The sequence below is a fragment of the Leisingera sp. UBA4491 genome, from assembly GCF_002388965.1.
Taxonomy (GTDB): Bacteria; Pseudomonadota; Alphaproteobacteria; order Rhodobacterales; family Rhodobacteraceae; genus Leisingera; species Leisingera aquaemixtae.
Genome location: NZ_DGNN01000029.1, coordinates 214276 through 234051, shown reverse-complemented (window position 1 = coordinate 234051; position 19776 = coordinate 214276). Strand labels below are relative to the sequence as shown.

19 protein-coding genes are annotated in these 19776 nt (G+C 63.2%); 5 read left to right on the top strand and 14 right to left on the bottom strand.

The genetic code is table 11. The features are described from left to right. Window positions 1–306 precede the first annotated feature (306 nt). From glnT to B2P87_RS18775, 6 genes are all read right to left on the bottom strand, one after another. Complete coding sequence (glnT, locus tag B2P87_RS18800; protein ID WP_141891925.1) at window positions 307–1638, bottom strand: type III glutamate--ammonia ligase; 1332 nt, start codon at window positions 1636–1638, stop codon at window positions 307–309. Between the two features lie 76 nt (window positions 1639–1714). Beyond that, the gene (locus B2P87_RS18795) at window positions 1715–3046 is read right to left on the bottom strand and encodes an FMN-binding glutamate synthase family protein (protein WP_141891924.1); all 1332 of its coding nucleotides are present in this window, start codon (window positions 3044–3046) and stop codon (window positions 1715–1717) included. 18 nt (window positions 3047–3064) lie between these two features. Then, entirely contained in the window at window positions 3065–3748 is a 684-nt protein-coding gene (locus B2P87_RS18790; RefSeq protein ID WP_141891923.1) for a GXGXG domain-containing protein, read from the bottom strand. Between the two features lies 1 nt (window position 3749). After that, a complete protein-coding gene (locus tag B2P87_RS18785; protein ID WP_141891922.1) occupies window positions 3750–4646 on the bottom strand; it encodes a class II glutamine amidotransferase in 897 nt (298 codons plus the stop codon). A 132-nt stretch (window positions 4647–4778) separates the two neighbouring features. Beyond that, the gene (locus B2P87_RS18780; protein ID WP_058285453.1) at window positions 4779–4994 is read right to left on the bottom strand and encodes a hypothetical protein; all 216 of its coding nucleotides are present in this window, start codon (window positions 4992–4994) and stop codon (window positions 4779–4781) included. Between the two features lie 11 nt (window positions 4995–5005). Beyond that, complete coding sequence (locus B2P87_RS18775) at window positions 5006–6379, bottom strand: ammonium transporter (RefSeq protein WP_058285452.1); 1374 nt, start codon at window positions 6377–6379, stop codon at window positions 5006–5008. Between the two features lie 564 nt (window positions 6380–6943). Between B2P87_RS18775 and B2P87_RS18770 the strand changes: the two genes are divergently transcribed. The 4 genes from B2P87_RS18770 (at window position 6944) to B2P87_RS18755 (ending at window position 10784) form a co-directional block, all read left to right on the top strand. Continuing rightward, window positions 6944–8080: an aminomethyltransferase family protein gene (locus B2P87_RS18770; protein ID WP_141891921.1), complete on the top strand. Its 1137-nt coding sequence runs from the start codon at window positions 6944–6946 to the stop codon at window positions 8078–8080. Between the two features lie 72 nt (window positions 8081–8152). Further along, the gene (locus tag B2P87_RS18765; RefSeq protein ID WP_058285450.1) at window positions 8153–8764 is read left to right on the top strand and encodes a dimethylamine monooxygenase subunit DmmA family protein; all 612 of its coding nucleotides are present in this window, start codon (window positions 8153–8155) and stop codon (window positions 8762–8764) included. Further along, complete coding sequence (locus B2P87_RS18760) at window positions 8761–9726, top strand: PDR/VanB family oxidoreductase (RefSeq protein ID WP_058285449.1); 966 nt, start codon at window positions 8761–8763, stop codon at window positions 9724–9726. Before B2P87_RS18765 ends, B2P87_RS18760 begins: the two co-directional genes overlap by 4 nt. Window positions 9727–9737: 11 nt before the next feature. Next, complete coding sequence (locus B2P87_RS18755; protein ID WP_141891920.1) at window positions 9738–10784, top strand: heme-dependent oxidative N-demethylase family protein; 1047 nt, start codon at window positions 9738–9740, stop codon at window positions 10782–10784. A gap of 311 nt (window positions 10785–11095) precedes the next feature. Here the strand turns inward: B2P87_RS18755 and B2P87_RS18750 are convergent, their stop codons facing one another. From B2P87_RS18750 to B2P87_RS18720, 7 genes are all read right to left on the bottom strand, one after another. Next, the gene (locus tag B2P87_RS18750; RefSeq protein WP_141891919.1) at window positions 11096–11752 is read right to left on the bottom strand and encodes a helix-turn-helix domain-containing protein; all 657 of its coding nucleotides are present in this window, start codon (window positions 11750–11752) and stop codon (window positions 11096–11098) included. Between the two features lie 242 nt (window positions 11753–11994). Next, a complete protein-coding gene (locus B2P87_RS18745) occupies window positions 11995–12603 on the bottom strand; it encodes a tetratricopeptide repeat-containing protein (RefSeq protein ID WP_141891918.1) in 609 nt (202 codons plus the stop codon). After that, complete coding sequence (locus B2P87_RS18740; protein WP_141891917.1) at window positions 12554–13261, bottom strand: ABC transporter ATP-binding protein; 708 nt, start codon at window positions 13259–13261, stop codon at window positions 12554–12556. The genes B2P87_RS18745 and B2P87_RS18740 overlap by 50 nt, the downstream gene beginning before the upstream one ends. Continuing rightward, window positions 13251–14018, bottom strand: coding sequence for an ABC transporter ATP-binding protein (locus tag B2P87_RS18735; RefSeq protein ID WP_141891916.1), 768 nt, complete (start codon window positions 14016–14018; stop codon window positions 13251–13253). The genes B2P87_RS18740 and B2P87_RS18735 overlap by 11 nt, the downstream gene beginning before the upstream one ends. Then, a complete protein-coding gene (locus B2P87_RS18730) occupies window positions 14015–14995 on the bottom strand; it encodes a branched-chain amino acid ABC transporter permease (protein ID WP_141891915.1) in 981 nt (326 codons plus the stop codon). Before B2P87_RS18730 ends, B2P87_RS18735 begins: the two co-directional genes overlap by 4 nt. After that, window positions 14988–15857, bottom strand: coding sequence for a branched-chain amino acid ABC transporter permease (locus B2P87_RS18725; RefSeq protein WP_141891914.1), 870 nt, complete (start codon window positions 15855–15857; stop codon window positions 14988–14990). Before B2P87_RS18725 ends, B2P87_RS18730 begins: the two co-directional genes overlap by 8 nt. 75 nt (window positions 15858–15932) lie before the next feature. Then, window positions 15933–17222: an ABC transporter substrate-binding protein gene (locus B2P87_RS18720; protein WP_141891913.1), complete on the bottom strand. Its 1290-nt coding sequence runs from the start codon at window positions 17220–17222 to the stop codon at window positions 15933–15935. A gap of 470 nt (window positions 17223–17692) precedes the next feature. Between B2P87_RS18720 and B2P87_RS18715 the strand changes: the two genes are divergently transcribed. After that, window positions 17693–18418, top strand: a complete 726-nt coding sequence (locus B2P87_RS18715) for a FadR/GntR family transcriptional regulator (RefSeq protein WP_058285442.1) — start codon at window positions 17693–17695, stop codon at window positions 18416–18418. Between the two features lie 52 nt (window positions 18419–18470). On the opposite strand, the gene B2P87_RS18710 is transcribed toward B2P87_RS18715, so the two are convergent. Beyond that, window positions 18471–19772 carry an ABC transporter substrate-binding protein gene (locus B2P87_RS18710; RefSeq protein WP_058285441.1) on the bottom strand — a complete coding sequence of 434 codons (1302 nt, stop codon included), beginning with the start codon at window positions 19770–19772 and terminating at the stop codon, window positions 18471–18473. Window positions 19773–19776 lie beyond the last annotated feature (4 nt).

Genomic DNA, 19776 nt, shown 5'->3' with positions numbered 1-19776 from the left:
TGTCACTCTTGTAGCTCATGGCCATCTCCCTGCTGCCATCCGTTCCGGGTCACGCCCCGCAGCAATCTTTGATTGCGAGGCAAGACATATTCCTATTACTCAATTTATTTTCCTAACCGTCAACACCCTCTTGTCCCCTTTCCGGGGCCAGACCCGGCATTTTCTGCCTTTCCGCCGCCAATAGGAAACAGGCAGAATTTCACCCCAAGTGAACACGGCGCATATGCGGCAGGCGCTGCCGCAAATAAAAAGGGCCCGGGCATTGCCCGGGCCGTAGAGGTCCGGCCCGCAGGCCAGACCGGGGAATCAGATGTCGAGGGTGTTGTCCTTCTCCCAGCGGGAGAAATGATTGACGAAGGAGTTCCACTCCTGCTGTTTCATCTTCAGGTAAGCGGCCGAGAACTCTTCGCCCATCATCGCCTTCAGGCCGTCGTCCTTGTCGTAGAAGCGCAGCGCATCCAGCATGTTGAGCGGCAGCTTCGGCGCGTCGGTGATGGTATGGCCTTCGGCATACATGTCGATGTCATGGCGCGGGCCGGGGTCGGCCTGGGCGCGGATGCCGGAGAGACCGGCCGCGATGATCACCGCCTGCAGCAGGTAGGGGTTCACCGCACCGTCGGGCAGGCGCAGCTCGAACCGGCCGGGGCCGGGGACGCGCACCATATGGGTGCGGTTGTTGCCGGTCCAAGTCACGGTGTTCGGCGCCCAGGTGGCCCCCGACATGGTGCGCGGCGCGTTGATGCGCTTGTAGGAGTTCACTGTCGGGTTAGTGATTGCCGCCAGCGCCGAGGCGTGCTTCATGATGCCGCCCAGGAACCAGCCGCCCTGCTCCGACAGACCCAGTTCGGCAACCTGGCCCGTACCCTTCTCACCGGCGAAGACGTTGACCCGGGCATCCTTGCCCGGCGCGTCCCAGACCGAGATATGGGCGTGGCAGCCGTTGCCGGTGAGGCCCTCGACCGGCTTCGGCATAAAGGTCGCGCGGTAGCCGTGCTTTTCCGCCACCGATTTGGTCATGAACTTGAAGAAGCTGTGCTTGTCCGCGGTCGACAGCGCATCGTCGAACTCCCAGTTCATCTCGAACTGGCCGTTGGCGTCCTCATGGTCGTTCTGGTACGGGCCCCACCCCAGCTCCAGCATATAGTCGCAGATTTCGCGCACCACGTCATAGCGGCGCATCACCGCCTGCTGGTCATAGCAGGGTTTTTCAGCCGTATCGAAGGGGTCGGAGATCTGCTCCCCGTCCGGCGACAGCAGGAAGAACTCGGCCTCGATGCCGGTCTTAACGTGCAGGCCTTCGTCCGCGGCCTCCTTGATCAGGCGGCGCAGCACATTGCGCGGCGCCTGGGCCACGTCCTCGCCTTCCATCACGCAGTCCGCCGCTACCCAGGCGACCTCCGGCTTCCATGGCAGCTGGATCACCGAGGAGGGATCCGGCACTGCCAGCATGTCCGGATGTGCGGGCGTCAGGTCAAGCCAGGTGGCAAAACCGGCAAAGCCGGCCCCGTCTTCCTGCATATCCGCGATCGCCTGCGCCGGCACCAGTTTAGCGCGCTGCCCCCCGAACAAGTCGGTGAAGGAGATCATGAAGTACTTGACGCCTTTTTCTTGTGCGAAAGCAGCCAGATCTGTCGTCATGGTCCTACTTCCTTTCCCTGTTGAACGTATTTCGAAAATGGGGCGCGGACTGTTGCCAGCCGCGCCCCGCCAATCGTCAGAACCCAGCCTTGCCCGGGTACCAGTCGGTCCCGGCCAGCGGCACCCGCGCCATGGCGGCGGCCTCCATGGTCAGGGCGCACAGATCCTCGGGCTCGAGGTTGTGCAGATGGTTGTGGCCGCAGGCGCGGGCGATGGTCTGCGCTTCCAGCGTCATCACCTTGAGGTAGTTGCGCAGGCGGCGGCCCGCATCGACCGGGTCCAGGCGCTTCATCAGCTCCGGGTCCTGGGTGGTAATGCCCGCCGGATCCTTGCCTTCGTGCCAGTCGTCATAGGCGCCAGTGGTGGTGCCCAGTTTCTGGTACTCGCTTTCCCACTTCGGGTCGTTGTCGCCCAGCGCGATCAGCGCCGCGGTGCCGATCGCCACCGCGTCCGCGCCCAGCGCCATTGCCTTGGCCACATCGGCGCCGGTGCGGATGCCGCCGGAGACGATCAGCTGCACTTCGCGGTGCACGCCCAGATCCTGCAGCGCCTGCACGGCAGGGCGGATGCAAGCCAGGGTCGGCAGGCCGACATGTTCGATGAACACGTCCTGGGTGGCGGCGGTGCCGCCCTGCATGCCGTCCAGCACCACAACGTCCGCGCCGGCCTTCACCGCCAAAGCAGTGTCGTAGTAGGGTCGGGTGCCGCCGACCTTCACATAGATCGGCACCTGCCAGTCGGTGATCTCACGCAGTTCCAGGATCTTGATTTCCAGATCATCCGGGCCGGTCCAGTCCGGGTGGCGGCAGGCGGAACGCTGGTCGATGCCTTTCGGCAGAGTGCGCATTTCCGCAACCCGGTCGGAAATCTTCTGGCCCAGCAGCATGCCGCCGCCGCCGGGCTTGGCGCCCTGGCCGACCACGACCTCGATCGCGTCCGCCTTGCGCAGGTCGTCCGGGTTCATGCCGTAGCGGGACGGCAGATACTGATAGACCAGCTTGGAGGAATGGCCGCGCTCTTCCGGGGTCATGCCGCCGTCGCCGGTGGTGGTCGAGGTGCCCGCAGCGGATGCGCCGCGGCCCAGGGCCTCCTTGGCCGGCCCCGACAGCGCGCCAAAGCTCATGCCGGCGATGGTGACCGGGATGTCCAGCTCAATCGGCTTCTTGGCGAAACGGGTGCCCAGCGTCACCTTGGTTTCGCATTTCTCGCGGTAGCCCTCCAGCGGGTAGCGCGAGATCGAGGCGCCGAGGAACAGCAGGTCATCGAAATGCGGCACCCGGCGCTTGGCGCCGCCGCCGCGGATGTCGTAGATCCCGGTGGCCGCCGCGCGTCGGATTTCCGCGTTGATCGGATTTGAGAAAGTCGCCGACTGGATCGGGACCGTGCGGGGGATGTTATTGCTATCCATGTCTAGTGATCCCTGTCCTTAGTACGCTTGCGCGTTGTCGACGTCGAAGTTGTAGAGCGTGCGGGCGGAACCGTAGCGCTTGAACTCCTCCGGCTTGGCATCGGCGCCGGCGCGGGCCAGCAGATCCTTGAGGATCTCGATATGCTCCGGGCGCATTTCCTTCTCGATGCAGTCGGCGCCCAGGCTCTTGACGCTGCCGCGCACAAAGAACCGCGCCTCGTAGCAGCTGTCGCCCAGCGCATCGCCCGCATCGCCCAGCACCACCAGGTTGCCCGCCTGTGCCATGAAGGCGCACATGTGGCCGATGTTGCCATGAACAACGATGTCGATGCCCTTCATCGAGATGCCGCAGCGCGACGAGGCATTGCCCTTGATCACCAAGAGGCCGCCATGGCCGGTGGCGCCGGCATACTGGCTGGCGTCGCCCTCGACGATCACGGTGCCGGACATCATGTTTTCCGCAACACCGGGGCCGGCCGACCCCTCCACCTTGACGGTCGCCTGCTGGTTCATGCCGGCGCAATAGTACCCGGTGGACCCCTTGACGGTGACTTCAATGGGCGAGTTCAGGCCCACGGCAATGGCATGGCTGCCCTTGGGGTTGACGATCTCCCAGGCGGTTTTGTTGGAGCTGCCGTTCAGTTCCTGCAGGGCCGAATTCAGACCGCGCAGGCCATTTGCTTCAAGATCATATGTCTGCATCTTAGTGGTTCCAGAAGTAAACGGTTGCGGGTTCGGGCTCCCAGACGCGGGCGTCTTCGATGCCCGGCAGGTTCACCAGCGCGCGGTATTCGCTGCCGAACGCGACATACTGGTCGGTCTCCGCCATCACGGCCGGCTTGCAGGCGATCGGGTCGCGGACGACGCCAAAGCCGTCCTTGGTACCGACCACAAAGGTGAAGAAGCCATCCAGATCCTCCAGGCTGCCTTCCAGCGCCTCGCCCAGCGTGGCGCCGTTCTGCATCTTCCAGGTCAGATAGGCCGCGCCCACTTCGGTGTCGTTCTGGCTTTCGATCCGCACGCCTTCGCGGCGCAGCTTGCGGCGCAGCGCGTTGTGGTTGGACAGAGAACCATTGTGCACCAGGCACTGGTCGGAACCGGTGGAGAACGGGTGCGCGCCCTCGGTAGTCACGGCGGATTCGGTGGCCATACGGGTGTGGCCGATGCCGTGGCTGCCGCCCATGCCGCGCACGTTGAACCGCTCGGCAACCTTCTCGGGCAGACCCACTTCCTTGTAGATCTCGATGGTGTCGCCCGCGCTCATGACGCGCATCCCGGGACGCAGTTCTGCCAGCGCGCTGCGGGCCTCTTCCTCCTTGCCCGCGGGCAATTCCAGAACCGCGTGCGTGTCGATCACCCGGATCGACACATCGGCGCTCAGCGCTTCGGCCAGCGCGCCGTCCAGCCCGTCAAACGCCGCTTCCGGCGTGTCGGACTGCACGGTAAGCTTGGCCCGCCCGTCCGCGTCCGCGCCATAGATCGCAATGCCCGCGCTGTCCGGACCGCGGTCCGTCATGGTGATGAGCATATCAGTGAGCATATCGCCCAGTTTCGGCTCAAGTGTTTTGTCTTTCAGAAAAAGACCGACAATCCCGCACATGGGTGTGCCTCCTGCTTTTCATCTCGAATCAACGCTAGCAGTTTGCGATCTGCCGTTCAACTCTTATGAAACTTATTTTCCTACGAAGGAAAGAAAAGGCGCGCCGCATGGCGCGCCTCTGGTCTGGAAAGGTCAGTACTTCTCCAGCAGACTGTGGATTTTTTCCGTGTCTCCCATCCGCTTGGCCTTCTCCAGATGCTGGCCCTCGCGGACGAACTGGATCCGGTGCCAGGCGATCCAGAAGACCACCCCCAGGACCACCATCAGCCCCTCCGAGCCCTGGAACGGATAGACCGCCCCAACCTCTGCCAGATCCACCGCCCAGCTGTCGTAACCGATCGTAGACATTTCAATTCTCCTTATTCAGCTGGAACGCCGCCGCCATTCAGTGCAGCCTTGTCGGCGGCAATGATCTCGGCCTTGGCATCTTCGTAGGCATGGTGTTCCGCGTAATCGAGGCCCTGCAGCTCGACCTCCACCGGGATCCGCAGCACGCCCGCGGCCGCCTGCATCTTGGCGATCACGAAGCCCGGCAGCCAGCCCAGCACCCCGAACATGATCACCGCGCCAACGACCTGGCCGACCGGGTTCACCGTGGCGAAACCTTCATAAGGCGAGCTTGGTGCGCCCCACAGCAGGAAGCCCGCGATGATCAGGCCGACAACGCCGGAATAGCCATGCACCGCAACCGCGCCCACCGCGTCATCCAGCTTGAAGGTGCGCTCCACCCAGTAATGCAGCTTGTAGACGATCACGACACCAACAGCGCCGACCAGCATCGCCTGGATCGGGTGATACAGATCGTTGCCCGCCGAGGCAGTGATGATGCCCGCCAGACCGCCGGAGAAGGTCCAGAACGCATCGCCCTTGGACACCACATAGGCCGCCATCAAACCGCCGGACATCGACATCAGGAAGTTAAAGGTGATCGCGGACAGCGAGGTCGGCGCCAGATAGATATTGGTGGCCGTCCAGGTGTCGCCGGTCAGCATCCCGCCAATGCCTTCGGGCGAGATCACAGGGATGTTGCACGCGGCGTAAAAACCCCAGAAACCGGAATAGATCAGGAAGATCCCGATGGTCAGCATCCAGGGGTTATGCGGCGGGATATCGCGCGGGGTGCCATCGGCGGCAAACTTGCCCAGCCGCGGCCCCAGCACCATGATCACGCCCAGCGCGTAACCGCCAGCGATTGCGTGGATCACCCCGGACGCATAGGCATCATGGTAGCCCAGGTATTTCACCATCCAGCCCTCGGCATGCCAGCCCCAGGCGGCGTCGATGATCCAGAACACCGATCCGATCATCACCGCATGCACCCACAAGGCAGAGGAGCGGATCCGTTCGATGACCGCACCGGACACGATCGAGGCGGCGGTCCAGGAGAACAGCAGGAACGCTGCCCAGAACACGCCGGTGATCCGGTCGGACAGGTTGGTGGCCATGTTCTGCGACCACGGCAGGTTCGCCGCGCCCGCCTCATAGTTCAGGCCGCCGAAGAACGGGAAGCTGGGAAAAGCCCAGTAGATCCACCAGCCGAAAAAGAAGAATGTCACCGTGACCAGCGGAATGATCATGATGTTCTTCATCAGTGTGTGCATGTGGTTGCGGTGGCGGCTCGCGCCGACCTCATACATGCAGAACCCCACGTGAATGAGGAACATGAAGACAACCGTCACCCAGTAATAGAACTCGGTGAACACGGTTGTTAACGCGTTCAGATTTCCATCCAATGTTTTGCCCTCCTGTTGGCAGTGCTCCCGGGCATTTTTGCCTCTTGGGAATATTATTTTCCTTTACATTGGGTCCTGAGGCGCAAATCTGTCAACAATCATGTGAAAGTTTATTCACTCGCAGGGAACCTGCCCGGCTCTCAAGCGTTTCTCCTGGCGGTTCCGGCGGCCCTCTGTTCGCCCGCGCCTCCAACGGCTTAGGGCACCTTGGCGACGCCTGAAGCCCGCACAGCCGCCTGCGCGCGCCGGCGGCCCCGGAACAGCAGGCTACGTTTGGCCGGAACGCCCGTTTGCGGCGGAATCGCGCGAATCTCCGGCGCTGAAGGCCTCCGATTCTCACTTGAAACGGGTCATCGGGCAGCCCCCGCAACCCCAAGCTAGCCGCCAAAAAGACCATTTCAGGCCAATCCATGCCGCAAAGCCATGGGGAATCGGCCTTTTAGGCAAAATCTTTTTCCTGATAGGAATATTCATTGACACAACGCCCCCTCTCTTGGCTAACTGGACCAGACCAAAGGAACCAAATCAACAAATTTGGTCCGCACCAATAGGGAGACTTAGACAATGACTGCATCCTGGCGCTTCTCAACCCTTGCTGACCGCCACCGGGCGATGGGCTCGGACCTGGAAGACTGGAGCGGCATGGGCACCGCCTGGACCTATGACAAGGACCAGACGGAAGAATACATGGCGATCCGCACCAAGGCGGGCTTCATGGACGTGTCCGGCCTGAAGAAGGTCCACATCGTCGGCCCCCACGCCAGCCACGTCATCGACCGGGCTACCACCCGCAACGTGGAAAAGATCAAACCCGGCCGCAGCACCTATGCCTGCATGCTGAACGACGACGGCAAATTCGTCGACGACTGCGTGATCTACCGCATGGGTCCGAACAGCTGGATGGTGGTGCACGGCTCCGGCCAGGGCCACGAGCAGCTGACCATGGCGGCGCAGGGCCGCGACGTCGACATCCGCTTTGACGACAACCTGCATGACATCTCCCTGCAGGGGCCGCTGGCGGTCGATTTCCTGGAAGAACAGGGCGTGCCCGGCATCCGCGACGTGGTCTACTTCAGCCACATCCACACCACCCTGTTCGATAAGCCCGTCACCATTTCGCGCACCGGCTACACTGGCGAGCGCGGCTATGAGATCTTCTGCCGCGGCCAGGACGCGCCGCATATCTGGGACAATCTGGTCGAAAAGGGCGCGCCGATGGGTATCATCCCGACCCGCTTCACCACGCTCGACCTGTTGCGCGCCGAAAGCTACCTGCTGTTCTTCCCCTATGACAACTCGGAGATGTACCCCTTCGAGAACGAGAAATGCGGCGACACGCTGTGGGAACTGGGCCTCGACTTCACCGTCTCGCCGGGCAAGACCGGCTTCCGCGGCGCCGAGGAGCACTACCGCCTGAAGGGCAAGGAGCGTTTCAAGATCTACGGCGTCAAGCTGGAAGGCACCGAGCCCGCCGAAGAAGGTGCGCCGCTCCTGCGCGACGGCAAGCAGGTCGGCGTGGTCACCATCGGCATGTACTCGCCCTTGAACGAGCACAATGTGGGCATCGCCCGCATGCCGGTCGACTGCGCCGAACCCGGCGTGCCGCTGACCGTCAAGAACTCCACCGGCGAAATCCCCTGCGTTGCAGCGGAAATGCCGTTCCACGATCCGGAAAAGAAACGCCGGACCGCAAAAGGCTGAGCCGAATACCGGGCGTCCCCGCACCGGGGGCGCCTGCTTTCGTTCACCCGGACTGCAGGAAAAGCGACCCACATGCCCAAGACACAATTTCCCCCTTCCATCACCAGCCGCCCGGTCTACGGCGAGCTTGAGGCCCGCTCCGGCGGCGGCCATCTGATGATCGCCGATGCCGAAGGCGCCGAAGCGATCCTCGATCTGGCCAAATCCGTGGACCAGGGCTTCTGGGCCAAGGCTCACATCATCTACATCCCCAAGACGACCGGCACCAAATACAGCAGCCAGCTGGAAGAGCTGGGCGCGGGCCAGTACTACGCCGGCCCCTCCTATGAGGCCGCGCAAGGCCGCATCCGCCGCGCCCTGCAGGATTGCCACATGGGCACCCAGGTGTACCTGACCGGCACCGAAAGCCTGATGGGCCAGGCCATGGCCGAGGCCACCGCGGCCGGCATCCCGCACACCGCGATCCAGACCGAACACCGCGGCTCCACCGCGCGGCGGATGCAGTGCGTGCACTGCAAGGGCATCACCGAGGACGTGACCACCGACCCGTTCGAATGCAGCCACTGCGGCCTCAGCCTGTTCGTGCGCGATCACTACTCGCGCCGCCTGGCCGCCTTTCAGGGGGTGCGGGTGGATGCCGAGGATCCGGGCAACATTCCCGAGAAAGTGGAGCTGTTCAAATGAGTGCTGGCACCGCAAAGCTGAATGTCACCGTGGCCGAGGTAAAACCGGTCAACGATCTGGTCACCCGCTTCAAATTCGTCCGCACCGGCGGCGGCGACCTGCCCACTTTCTCGGGCGGGGCGCATACCGTGGTGGAAATGCAGGACGGCGATATCACCCGGCTCAATGCCTATTCGCTGATGTCCAACCCAGCCGACCGCGGCGCCTATACCATCTCGGTGCGGCGCGACGATCAGGGCCGCGGCGGCTCCAGGTTCATGCACACCAAGGTCAAGGAGGGGATGGAGATGGTGATCTCCAACCCGGTAAACCTGTTCTCGCTGGACCTGCGCGCGAAGAAACACCTGATGCTGGCCGGCGGCATCGGCATCACGCCATTCATGGCGCAAATGCATCAGCTCTCGATGATGGGCGGCCATTTCGAGCTGCACTACGCGGTCCGCACAGCCTCGCTCGGCACATATGCCAGGGAGCTCTCAGAGCGCTACCCCGGCAAGGTCCACATCTACCATGACGACCAGAACGAGGCGATTGATCTGAACACCCTGCTCGCCAACCAGCCGCTGGGCACCCATGTCTACGTCTGCGGCCCCAAGGGCATGATCAACTGGGTGCATGCCACCGCCGAGGAGATGGGCTGGCCGCGCGAGGCGGTGCACTCCGAGGAATTCCTGGCACCGGCCTCCGGCAAACCGTTTGAGGTCAAATGCGCGGTCTCCAACAAGATCGTGCAAGTCGGCGAACACCAGTCCTTGCTGGAGGCGCTGGAAGCAGCCGGCATCGACGCCCCCTACCTCTGCCGCGGCGGCGCCTGCGGCCAGTGCGAAACCAATGTCATCGGCTATGACGGCAAGTTCCTGCACTACGACCACTGGCTGACCGACGAGCAAAAAGCCGGCGGAAAACACATCATGCCCTGCGTGTCGCGCTTTGAAGGCAAGACACTGGTTCTGGACCGCTGAGGGAGAGAAAGATGACCATTCAATTCAACGACGAAACCTTCTACGGCGACTTCACCTTCAAGAACTCGGACTGGGCAATCAAACGCTTCCCCTTCCCGTTCCACGAAGACAGCTACATGTACTCCGTGAACATGGAGCCGCACAAATCCTACCGGCCCGGCTCGGTATTCGAACGCACCTTCGACGTGGATGAACACTACGTCTCGGAAATGAAGGACCGGGCCAGGGTGCTGGCCAATGACCCGCTGCGCTGCCAGTCGCTGCCGCATATGACGCTGGCGGGCTGGGATCTGGTCGAGCTGATCATGGAGGCCAAGGCGGCCGAATACCCGGACCTGTTCGAACTGCATAAAGACGGCAACCGCTGGCGCTGGATCAACAAGCCGCTGGGCATCGACGACACCTTCACCTTCCTCGATGAAAGCACCCTGCCCTACGGCCCGATGGAATATATCACCCGCCAGACCCAGGGCGACTTTGCGGTGCTCGACCAGCGCGATGACAACCTGTGGATGGACGCCGGCATGGTCACCACCCAGGCCGACTGGTCGCTGGACTTCGATATCGGCATGAACTTCTTCGAATGGCACGCCCCGGTCCCGAAGGCGCATGAGATGGGTATCTTCGTGCGCGCCCTGAAGTTCCTCCTGAACATCCAGCAGGGCCAGCCCGCCCGCCGCCTGAACTGGACGATGACCGTCAACCCGCTGCTCGATACCTCGCCCGAGAACTACCACAAATGGGGCGTGATGAAGCAAGGGCTGACGAGGGAGAACATCGGCGACAAGCAGCACCTGCGGGTCGAGCTGCAGACCTTCTTCCGGCTGCCGCGCTCCAACGCGCTGGTGTTCCCGATCCGCTGCTACCTGATCAGCTTCAACGATCTGGTGACGGTGCCGAAATGGGCCCGCCGCCTGCACCGGGTGATCCGCGACCTGCCGGAGGAGCTGGCGACCTACAAGGGCTTCATCGACAACCGCCCGCTGATGGTGGAGTGGCTCTCGCAATTTGACGACGGCAGCCCGACCTCGGACGGCATCTGGCCCGACGACGACTGATCCCGAGCGGACTTGCGGGCCGTCCCTACCCCTGTCACCTAGGCCCGCTTCACTGACTGCCGCTGCCCCTGGCTCCGGCAGTTTCTTTTTGCCCGCAGTGCGCGAAGCCCTCCCGCCCCCGCATCAGACGGCAGGCTGCGCCTGCCCCCTGCGCGGCGTTGGGCCGGGCAGCGCGCTTCGCGCACTGCGGGCGGCCCCGCAAGGCTTGCCGCAAAACGCAACTGCGCCGCGCATCGCGCGGCGCCGGGCCCAACTGTGCAGGGGCATCGTCAGATCGCCCGGAACAGGCGGGAGCCCGCCCCGCCGGTATCTCAGCTCGACTGCGGGTAGGAAATGACCGACAGATAACGCGCAGGCAGCTTGACCAGGCTTTCCGGCCCGTGCGGCGCATCGGCGTCGAAAAACAGCGTGTCGCCCGGCTTCAGCGCAAACACCTTGTCGCCGTGGCGGTAATCCACCTCACCTTCCAGCATGTACAGCATCTCGATACCGTCATGCTGGAAGGTCGGGAAGACATCCGACTCCTCGGTCAGGGTGATCATGTAAGGCTCCACCATCACGCCGGAGGCATTGGCGCCAAGATGGCCCAGAAGCTGATACTGATGCCCCGCCCGCGTGCCGGCCCGCTCGGTCTCCACTCCCGCGCCCGACTTGGTGTGCACCGCTTCCCGGGTTTCCTCAAACCGGCGGAAGAACGAGGTGATCGGCACGCTCAGCGCATTGGCCAGCAGTTGCAGCGTGGTCAGCGACGGAGAGGTGTTACCGTTCTCGATCTTCGACAGCATCCCGATCGACAAGCCGGTCAGATTGGCCAGATCCGCCACCGTGATCCCCTGCTGGCGCCGGAACGACCGCACTTCGCGGCCGATCGCCACCTCCAGCACTTTTTCGGAGCCCTCGCGGACACGGTGCGGATCTTGGGAAAGGTTATTTGCCACTGCGTCGGTATCGTCTTTGGGTTTAGCCACTGTGTTATCTTCCTTATTGACGGCCTCTGACAAGCGCGCAGCGGCGCATACGCAAAAACTTTTCCAGGCGCAAGAAACCACGCGAAAATTATTTTACTGCCGTTACAGGTTTTTCCCAAGCCCTTGCCGGGTGCGGAGGGAAAATAGTTGCCACGGGGCACCGGCCGGCATAGCCGCAACCGGCAAAACCCGGGCCATCCGGCCCGGGTTCCAGCGCCATGCGGCACAATCGCAGATTTAACTCAGCCGTCCAGCAGCAGCAGGCAGGCCCCCAGAACTTTGCGGGTGCCGTCAAACACCGTGGGCTTTTCGCCCCGCCAGCGGCTGGCGTGCCGGTGCAGCGCCGCCCGGCCCGAGGTCAGGTTGCGCAGCGTTTCCCCGGTCTCTGCCGCGATCCGCCCCACACGGGTTTTCAGATTGGCGTGGAACGTGTCGCGGTGCAGCGCCTCCATCCTCAGGTGAAACAGCGACGACCGGCTGCGCGGCGCAATCCGCATCGCCGCCACCTGCTCTGCCGCTCCGGCCCAGACCCGCAGGGCTCGCGCCTGCAGCCGCTCCGCCTCCGCCAGCGCACCGCGCCGGAAGTGCAGCACCGCCAGATTGGCAGGCGCCGCGGCCCGGCGCAGATCCGCGGCCGGAAATGCCGCCCGCGCCAGCAGATCCGCCAGCCGGAACAGGCGCATGGCTTGGCGCGAACGCCCTGCCGCGGCCGCTGCCAGCGCCCGTTCCATCAGCCGCTCCCAGGCCAGATCGGCCCGCGACCAGCCCGCCGCGCGCGCGGCCCGCAGCTCTGCAAATGGCCTAAAGCCCCAGATACGCGGCGCGGACGTGTTCGTTTCCGTGAAGCTCATCTGCAGGCCCCTCCATTGCTGCATTTCCGGTTTCCAGAACATAGGCGTAATCGGCCAGTTCCAGGGCCAGTTCGGCGTTCTGCTCGACCAGCACCACCGACAGGCCGTTTGCGTTGATCTCCTCAATAATCCGGGCGATTTCCTCGACGATGACCGGCGCCAGGCCCATCGACGGCTCATCCATCAGCAACAGCCGCGGCTTGGACATCAGCGCGCGCCCGATGGCCAGCATCTGCTGCTCGCCACCTGACATGGTCTTGGCCATCTGCGCGCGCCGCTCGCGCAGGCGCGGGAACCGCCTGAAGACATCCGCCAGATCCGCCTCGACCGCCGCTTTGTCCTTGCGCAGGAACGCCCCGGTGCGCAGGTTCTCCTCCACCGTCATATCCGGAAAGACCCGCCGCCCCTCCGGCACATGGGCAATGCCATTGGCCACCACCTTATGCGCGGGCAGATGGTCGATCCGCTTGCCTTCGAATGTGATCTCGCCCGCGGCGACCGGCAGCATCCCCGACATCGCCCGCAGCGTGGTGGTCTTGCCCGCCCCGTTGCCGCCGATGATGGTGACGATCTTGCCCTCTGGCACCGCAACCGAGATGTTCCGGATCGCGTTGATCTTGCCGTAGTTCACGGCGATGTTTTTCATCTCAAGCAACATGGCGTGCGCCTCCCAGATAGGCCTCGATCACCGCCGGATGGTTGCGGATCTCCTGCGGGCCGCCCTCGGCCAAGAACTTGCCAAAGCTCATGCAGGTGATGGTGTCGCACAGCCCCATGATCGCCTGCATGTCATGCTCCACGATCAGGATGGTGATCCCGTCACCCTTCAGCCGCTCCATCAGGCCCATCATCTGCCGGGTTTCCTCCGGGTTCATGCCGGTAAACGGCTCGTCCAGCAGGATCACGTCCGGATGGCTGGCATAGGCCACCGCCATGCCCAGCGCCCGCTGGTGCCCGTGGCTCAGGTCCCCGGCCCGTTCCCGCATCAAGTGATCCAGGCCGAAGAACTCCAGCGCCTCCCTGGCGCGCGCCTCAGCCCCGCTGCGGTCCTCCCGGTCCCAGCCGATGATCGCGGCAAAGATATTGGGGCGGAACGGCATATGGGTGCCGACCAGCGCATTCTCCAGAACCGTCAGTTCCGCAAACAGCGTTGAATGCTGGAAGGTCCGCACCACCCCGCGCCGGGCCACCTCATGCATCTGCAGGCCGGAGATATCCTCCCCGCGCAGCAGCACCTGCCCGCCGCTTGGCTTGTAGAAGCCCGAGATCATATTGAACGTCGTGGTCTTGCCGGCCCCGTTTGGGCCGATCAGGCCGTGGATCGTGCCATGCGCCACCTTGAACGACAGGCTGTCCACCGCCGTCAGCCCGCCGAACCGCATGGTCAGGTCTTTGACTTCCAGAAAATCGGTCATTCTGCCGGGCTCCGTTCCCGCGCGCCGTCCGGGGCGCGTCTTTGAGTGAATTTCTGCACGATGCTTTCCAGACCGTTGGGCAGGAACAGGATCGACAGGATCATGATGGCGCCATAGACCAGCGGCCGCATCTGCTCGAGCCCAAGCTCGCGCAGCACGATCTCGTTCAGCACCGTCAGCACCACGCAGCCCAGGATCGGCCCGTAGAAGGTGGCGGTGCCGCCGACAATCGCCCAGGTCAGCACAAAGACCATCAGGTCGATATCAAACGCGTTGGGATTGATGGTGCCGACATAATGCGCCAGCAGCGCGCCGGAGATCCCGGCAAAGCCCGAGGCGATGGCAAAGGCCAGCGTCCGGTAGGCGCGCACATTCACGCCCGAGGCCTGCGCCAGCTTGTCCTGCCAATGAACCGCATGGAAGGTAAGGCCAACGGGCGACTTCTCGATCCGCCACAGGATCCACAGGCAGAAGGCAACGATGACACCAGCAAAATAGTAGTAGGACGTGGGCTCGAAAAAATCGAACTGGTAAAAGCCGATTGAGAAATCCGGCATCGGGTCGATCCCCTTGATGCCCTTGGCGCCGCCAAACGGATCGCGGAACCGCTTCCACAGCAGGCGGATGATTTCACCGGCGGCAAACGACCCGATCAGGAAATAGAACCCTTTCATCCGGAACAGCGGGAACGACAGCAGCACTGCAATCAGTGCCGCAATCACTCCGCCCAGCAGCATCGAAACCGGCACATAGACCCCCAGCTTCTTGGTCAGCAAGGCCGAGGAATAGGCCCCCACCCCCATGATCACCACATGGGCCAGCGACCATTCACCGGTCAGCGTCAGCAGCCGGTAGCTGGCAACCAGCAGCACGTTGATGGTGAGGAACACCAGGATTTCCTGCTGCGAAAAACTGAGGCCATGCGGCAGGGCAACCAGCGCGGCCAGCGCCGCGGTCCAGATCAGGAACTTAGGCACGGTCCGCACTCCCGAACAGGCCGGTCGGCTTGACGATCAGCACAACCAGCATCAGCGACAGACCCACGATGTCGGCCAGAACACCGTCCCAGAAGGTGGTCACGAAGGTATGCACCAGCGCATAGGCGACAGAGGCGACGATGGCCCCCTCCAGCGAGCCGACCCCGCCGACGATGATCACAATGAACGCGGTGACGATCACCGAATGCCCCATATGCGGATTGACCGAGACCAGCGGCGCCGTAAGTGCGCCGGCAATCCCCGCCAGCCCTGCACCGATGAACATCGCGATGCGCGCGGTCTGGGTGATCGAAATCCCCTGCAGCGCCGCCGCCTCAGGATCCTGCGCCGAGGCCCGCAGTGCCCAGCCGAACCTGGTCCGCTTGAGGAAGTACCACAGCGCCGACAGCAGCGCGATTGCGGCAATGATCACATAGAGCCGCGCCACCGGCAGCCGCACTTTATCGCTGAAGGCAATCACCTCCTGCGTGACCGGCGGGATATGCACCATCCGCACGCCGAACCCCATCACCGCCAGCGCCTGCAGGATCATCAGGAACCCGATCGAGGCCACCAGCCCGCCCAGAGGATTATCCTTCAAAGGCCTAAACAGGGCCCGCTCCATCAGAAGGCCCAGACAGCCCACAAACAGAAGGCCCGCTGCCACGGCCAGAAAGAACGGCACGTTCAGCCCGGCATAAAGCGCCACAATCGCATAGGCACCCGCCATGAACAGTTCGCCATGGGCAAAGTTGATCACGCCCATGACGCCAAAAATCAGCACAAGCCCCACAGCAACAAGGGAAATATAGCTCGCAGCATACACGGCGTTGAGGCCGGTCTGCGCCAGAAGGTCCAGCATCGGATTGTCTCTTTGTTCGGTCGCTCTCGCGGTGCGGGGTCAGGTCCCGCACCGCCTGATGGCCCGGCTTGCAGGTCAGCTGCGCTGATCCCACATCTGGTCATAGGCCTTCATATGCTTGATCAGCAGATCGCCGTGCCTGGCGTACCAGTCGGGGATGGAGCGGAAGTCCTTGATCCGGGCCTTGCCCTTTTCGATGGCAACCACCGGCCAGTCGCCGACCAGCGCATTGTCGATGCCAAACAGCTCAGCGCCCCACCAGTCCGCATCGCCAAAGGCATGTTTGCCCTTGCCCTCCTTCAGCGCAGCCGCCACTGCATCCGGGCTGGCCGATCCGGCCTTTTCGGCGGCCGCCTTCCACAGATCCATGATCGAGGCATATTCCCAGCTCACCGCGCCCCACTGGCCCGGATGCCGCCTGTTGAACTCCTCGTAAAAGCCGTTCGGATCGGTGAAGTTGATGTTATCGCCATTCAGCGCCGGATCGTCGAAATCCGGGAACTGGAAGACAAAGCCTTCCATGAATTCCTCTGAGGTCTTGGCGATCATCTGGTCATAGAAATCCGCGGTGCAAGAGATGATCTGCCCCTTGAAGCCCTGCTGGAACAGCTGTTCGGCAATCGGATGCACATAGTCGCTGTAGCAGGTGTCCAGGCAGACAATATCCGGGCTCTTGCTGATCAGCCGGGTCACCACCGGCGCAAAGTCGGTGGTGGCCGGATCAAACAGCAGCGGCTCATCCAGCATCTCGATGCCCGCCGCCTCAAACGCCGCCAGATAGGTCGCGACGGACGGCAGCCCCAGCGCGTCATCCTGGGCGCACATCACCGCGGTCTTCAGCTCCGGCTTGTTCTCGGCCAGCCACTCGACACCGGTCACGTTGTAGATCGGATGCACCTCGGCCGGCGCGATCAGGGTGCTGGTGTCTGGCGACAGGTCCGACGGCAGCAGGGTGGAAAACAGCATCCCCGTCTTGTCCGCCACCGGCTGCACGCCCGGCCAGGTGTCGCCGCCCAGCATCATGATAAAGCTCACACCATCCTCGCGGATCAGCTTGGTCGCCCCGGTGCGCGCCTTGGCCGGATCGTATTCATTGTCGTAGGAGACGAACTCGACGCTGTAACTGCCGTCGCCCAGCGTGATGCCGCCCGCCGCGTTGACCCGCTCTGCCCAGATCTGGCAGCCGTCCAGCCCCGGCTTGCCCCAGGCCGCAACCGCGCCGGTCAGCGGCGCCAGAAAGCCGATCTTGATGGTCTTGCCCGCCGCCAGCGACGCGCCCGGCAGCCCGGCGCTCATCGCGGTGACCGCTGTCGACTTGAGGAACGTCCTCCGGGTCAGCCCCGATTTCACGATCTTGGAAATCATTTTCATCTCCCATGTTGGACCCGCCTGTTTCTGCGGCGGTGTGTTCTTCGGGATGGCCCCGGTGCGCTTCCCTGATACCGGCTCAAACCCACTGGACCAGTTGACGCAAATTGGACCCATCCTGGACCAAAGCTAGCAGCCAGATGGTTCACCTCCAAGAAATTTTCTTTCACCTTGCACACCAAAAAGGCACCAAAATAGGACCGGATGGATCGCTTTACGGCAAAAATCGCGTCAAAAACGGCATCAAAACATGATCTTACGCCTCACCTTAAAAACACGGCCGGAAAACCAATTTAAGAACCAATTCCCTCTGTTTTCTTGCCGTCCGGCGCAGGAACCGGTAGGCTCACAGCAAGTTTAAGCTGAGTCAGATGGTTGCGCACCGGCCGCCAAAACCGGTATTTGCACCCTTGGCACAGTGATCAGGAGCAGGGGATTCTCCCGCTCGTCCGGCCTGGAAAACAGATATGAGCTCAGCGGAAGAGACGACTTCGCAAATCCTGACCACGCATTCGGTGGGCGCCACCGTGCAGGTGGTGATCGACACGCTGTTTGCCCGCATAAAGGCAGGCACCTATCCGGTCGACACCCGCCTGCCATCCGAACGGACGCTGGCCTCGGAACTGGGGGTTGCCCGCAACACCGTGCGCGAAGCACTGGATGTTCTGGCCAGCCAGAACGTGATCCACCGCCGCCCCGGCTCCGGCAGCTTTGTCAAATTCCGCTCCGACCCCAAGCCCGAAACCTCCTATTCCTCGCTGGCCAAGGAAGTGTCGCCGCTCGACCACCTGGTTGTGCGCGGCATTCTGGAGCCGGAGATGATCCGCCTGGCGGTGATCAACATGACACCGCGCCAGATCGAGGAGCTGGATGAGATCCTGTCACGGGTCGAGGCCGTGCGCACCGATCCCGGCGACTTCATCGAGGCGGAGGAGGATCTCTACCGCAAGATCGCCGAGGGCACCGGGAACCCGCTGCTGCACTCCTGCTACGAGCTGACGATCGAGGCCTGCCGCCTGTCCTACCGCACCGCCCTGCGCCGCCGCCACCTGACGCCGCAGCGGATTCAGGACTACCAGAAGCGCTACAACACGCTGTTCAACGCCATCGCCTCACGCGATGTGGAATCCGCGGTGGAATTCATCAAGCTGCACCTGATCGACGAACAGAAGCTGCTGCTGCAGGATATCTGACCCCGCGCCGCTGCCGCCCTGCGCCTCCCGGCCGGGCACGCCAGCCACCCCGTCAGACTTGCACGGCGCGCGAGCCGACCTGGCTGCCCGGTGCGCCGCTTTCCAGACGCTGATGCCACAGTTGCCCCAGCGCCTCCATCTCTGCCTTCAACAGATTGGAGTGCTGTGCCAGCCAGGCAGGGATCGACCTGAACCCGGCGATCCGCGCCTTGCCGTCCTGGATGGTGACCACCGGCCAATCGCCGACCAAAGCATTGGAAATGCCGAAGATATCCTCGCCCCACCATTCCGCGTGGCCGAAGGCATGGGTGACATGGCCCAGCTGTTTCATCGCCGCCAGCACCGACAGCGGCTCAACCGATCCCGCCTTTTCCACCGCGCTGTGCCAGATATCCAGGATCGCCACATATTCCCAGCTCACCGCGGACCAGCTGCCCGGGAAGCGGCGGTTGTACTCCTCATAGAACACATGCGGACGGTTGAAGAAAAACGCCTTCTCCCGCAGCATTGGATCGTCGAAATCCGGGAACTGGAACACCACCCCTTCCATGAATTCGGCTGAGGTTTTCTCCACCAGCTGGCCGTAGCCATCCATGGTGCAGCTGATGATCTGCCCCTTGAACCCCTTGGCATAGGCGTATTGCGTCATCGCATGCACCATCGGCGCATAGGACGAGCACCAGCACAGGATATCGGCGCCGCTCTCCAGCATCGGGTCCACCACCGGCGCCGGATCGCTGGCGGCCGGATCATACTGCACTTCCCGCAGGATCTGCTTGTCCGCCGCCTTGAACGCCGCGCGGTAGACGGCCTGCGCGGGCAGCCCCAGCAGATCGGCCTGGCTGCACAGGGCGACGGTTTTCAGCTCCGGCCGGTTTTCCGCCAGCCATGCCACCCCGGTCACATTCTGGATCGGGTGCGCCTCGCTGGGCGCAATCAGATAGGGCGTGTCCGGCGACAGATCCGTGGGCAGCAGGGTCGATGTCAGCACCTTGTTGCGCATCAGAAAGCCGCGCACCGCCGCAAAGGTGTCCCCGCCCAGCATCAGCATCAGCTTGACGTTATGCTTCTGCACCAGCTCCACCGCGCCCTCCAGCGAGCGTTCGGGGTCATGGCCGCAGTCGTAAGAATGGATGCGGATCGGGTAACGGCGGCCGCCGATCAGCAGCCCGCCCGCCTTGTTCAGACCGTCCTCCCAGATCCGACAGCCGTTCAATCCAGGCAGCCCCCAGCTCTCGACCCGGCCCGAAAGCGGACCCAAAAAGCCGATATTCACTGATTCTGTCATCCCCACCGACAACCGGGGCAGCGCCGCGCGGGCGGCCAGCTGGTGCGCAAAACTCGTCGTCTTCATGTTC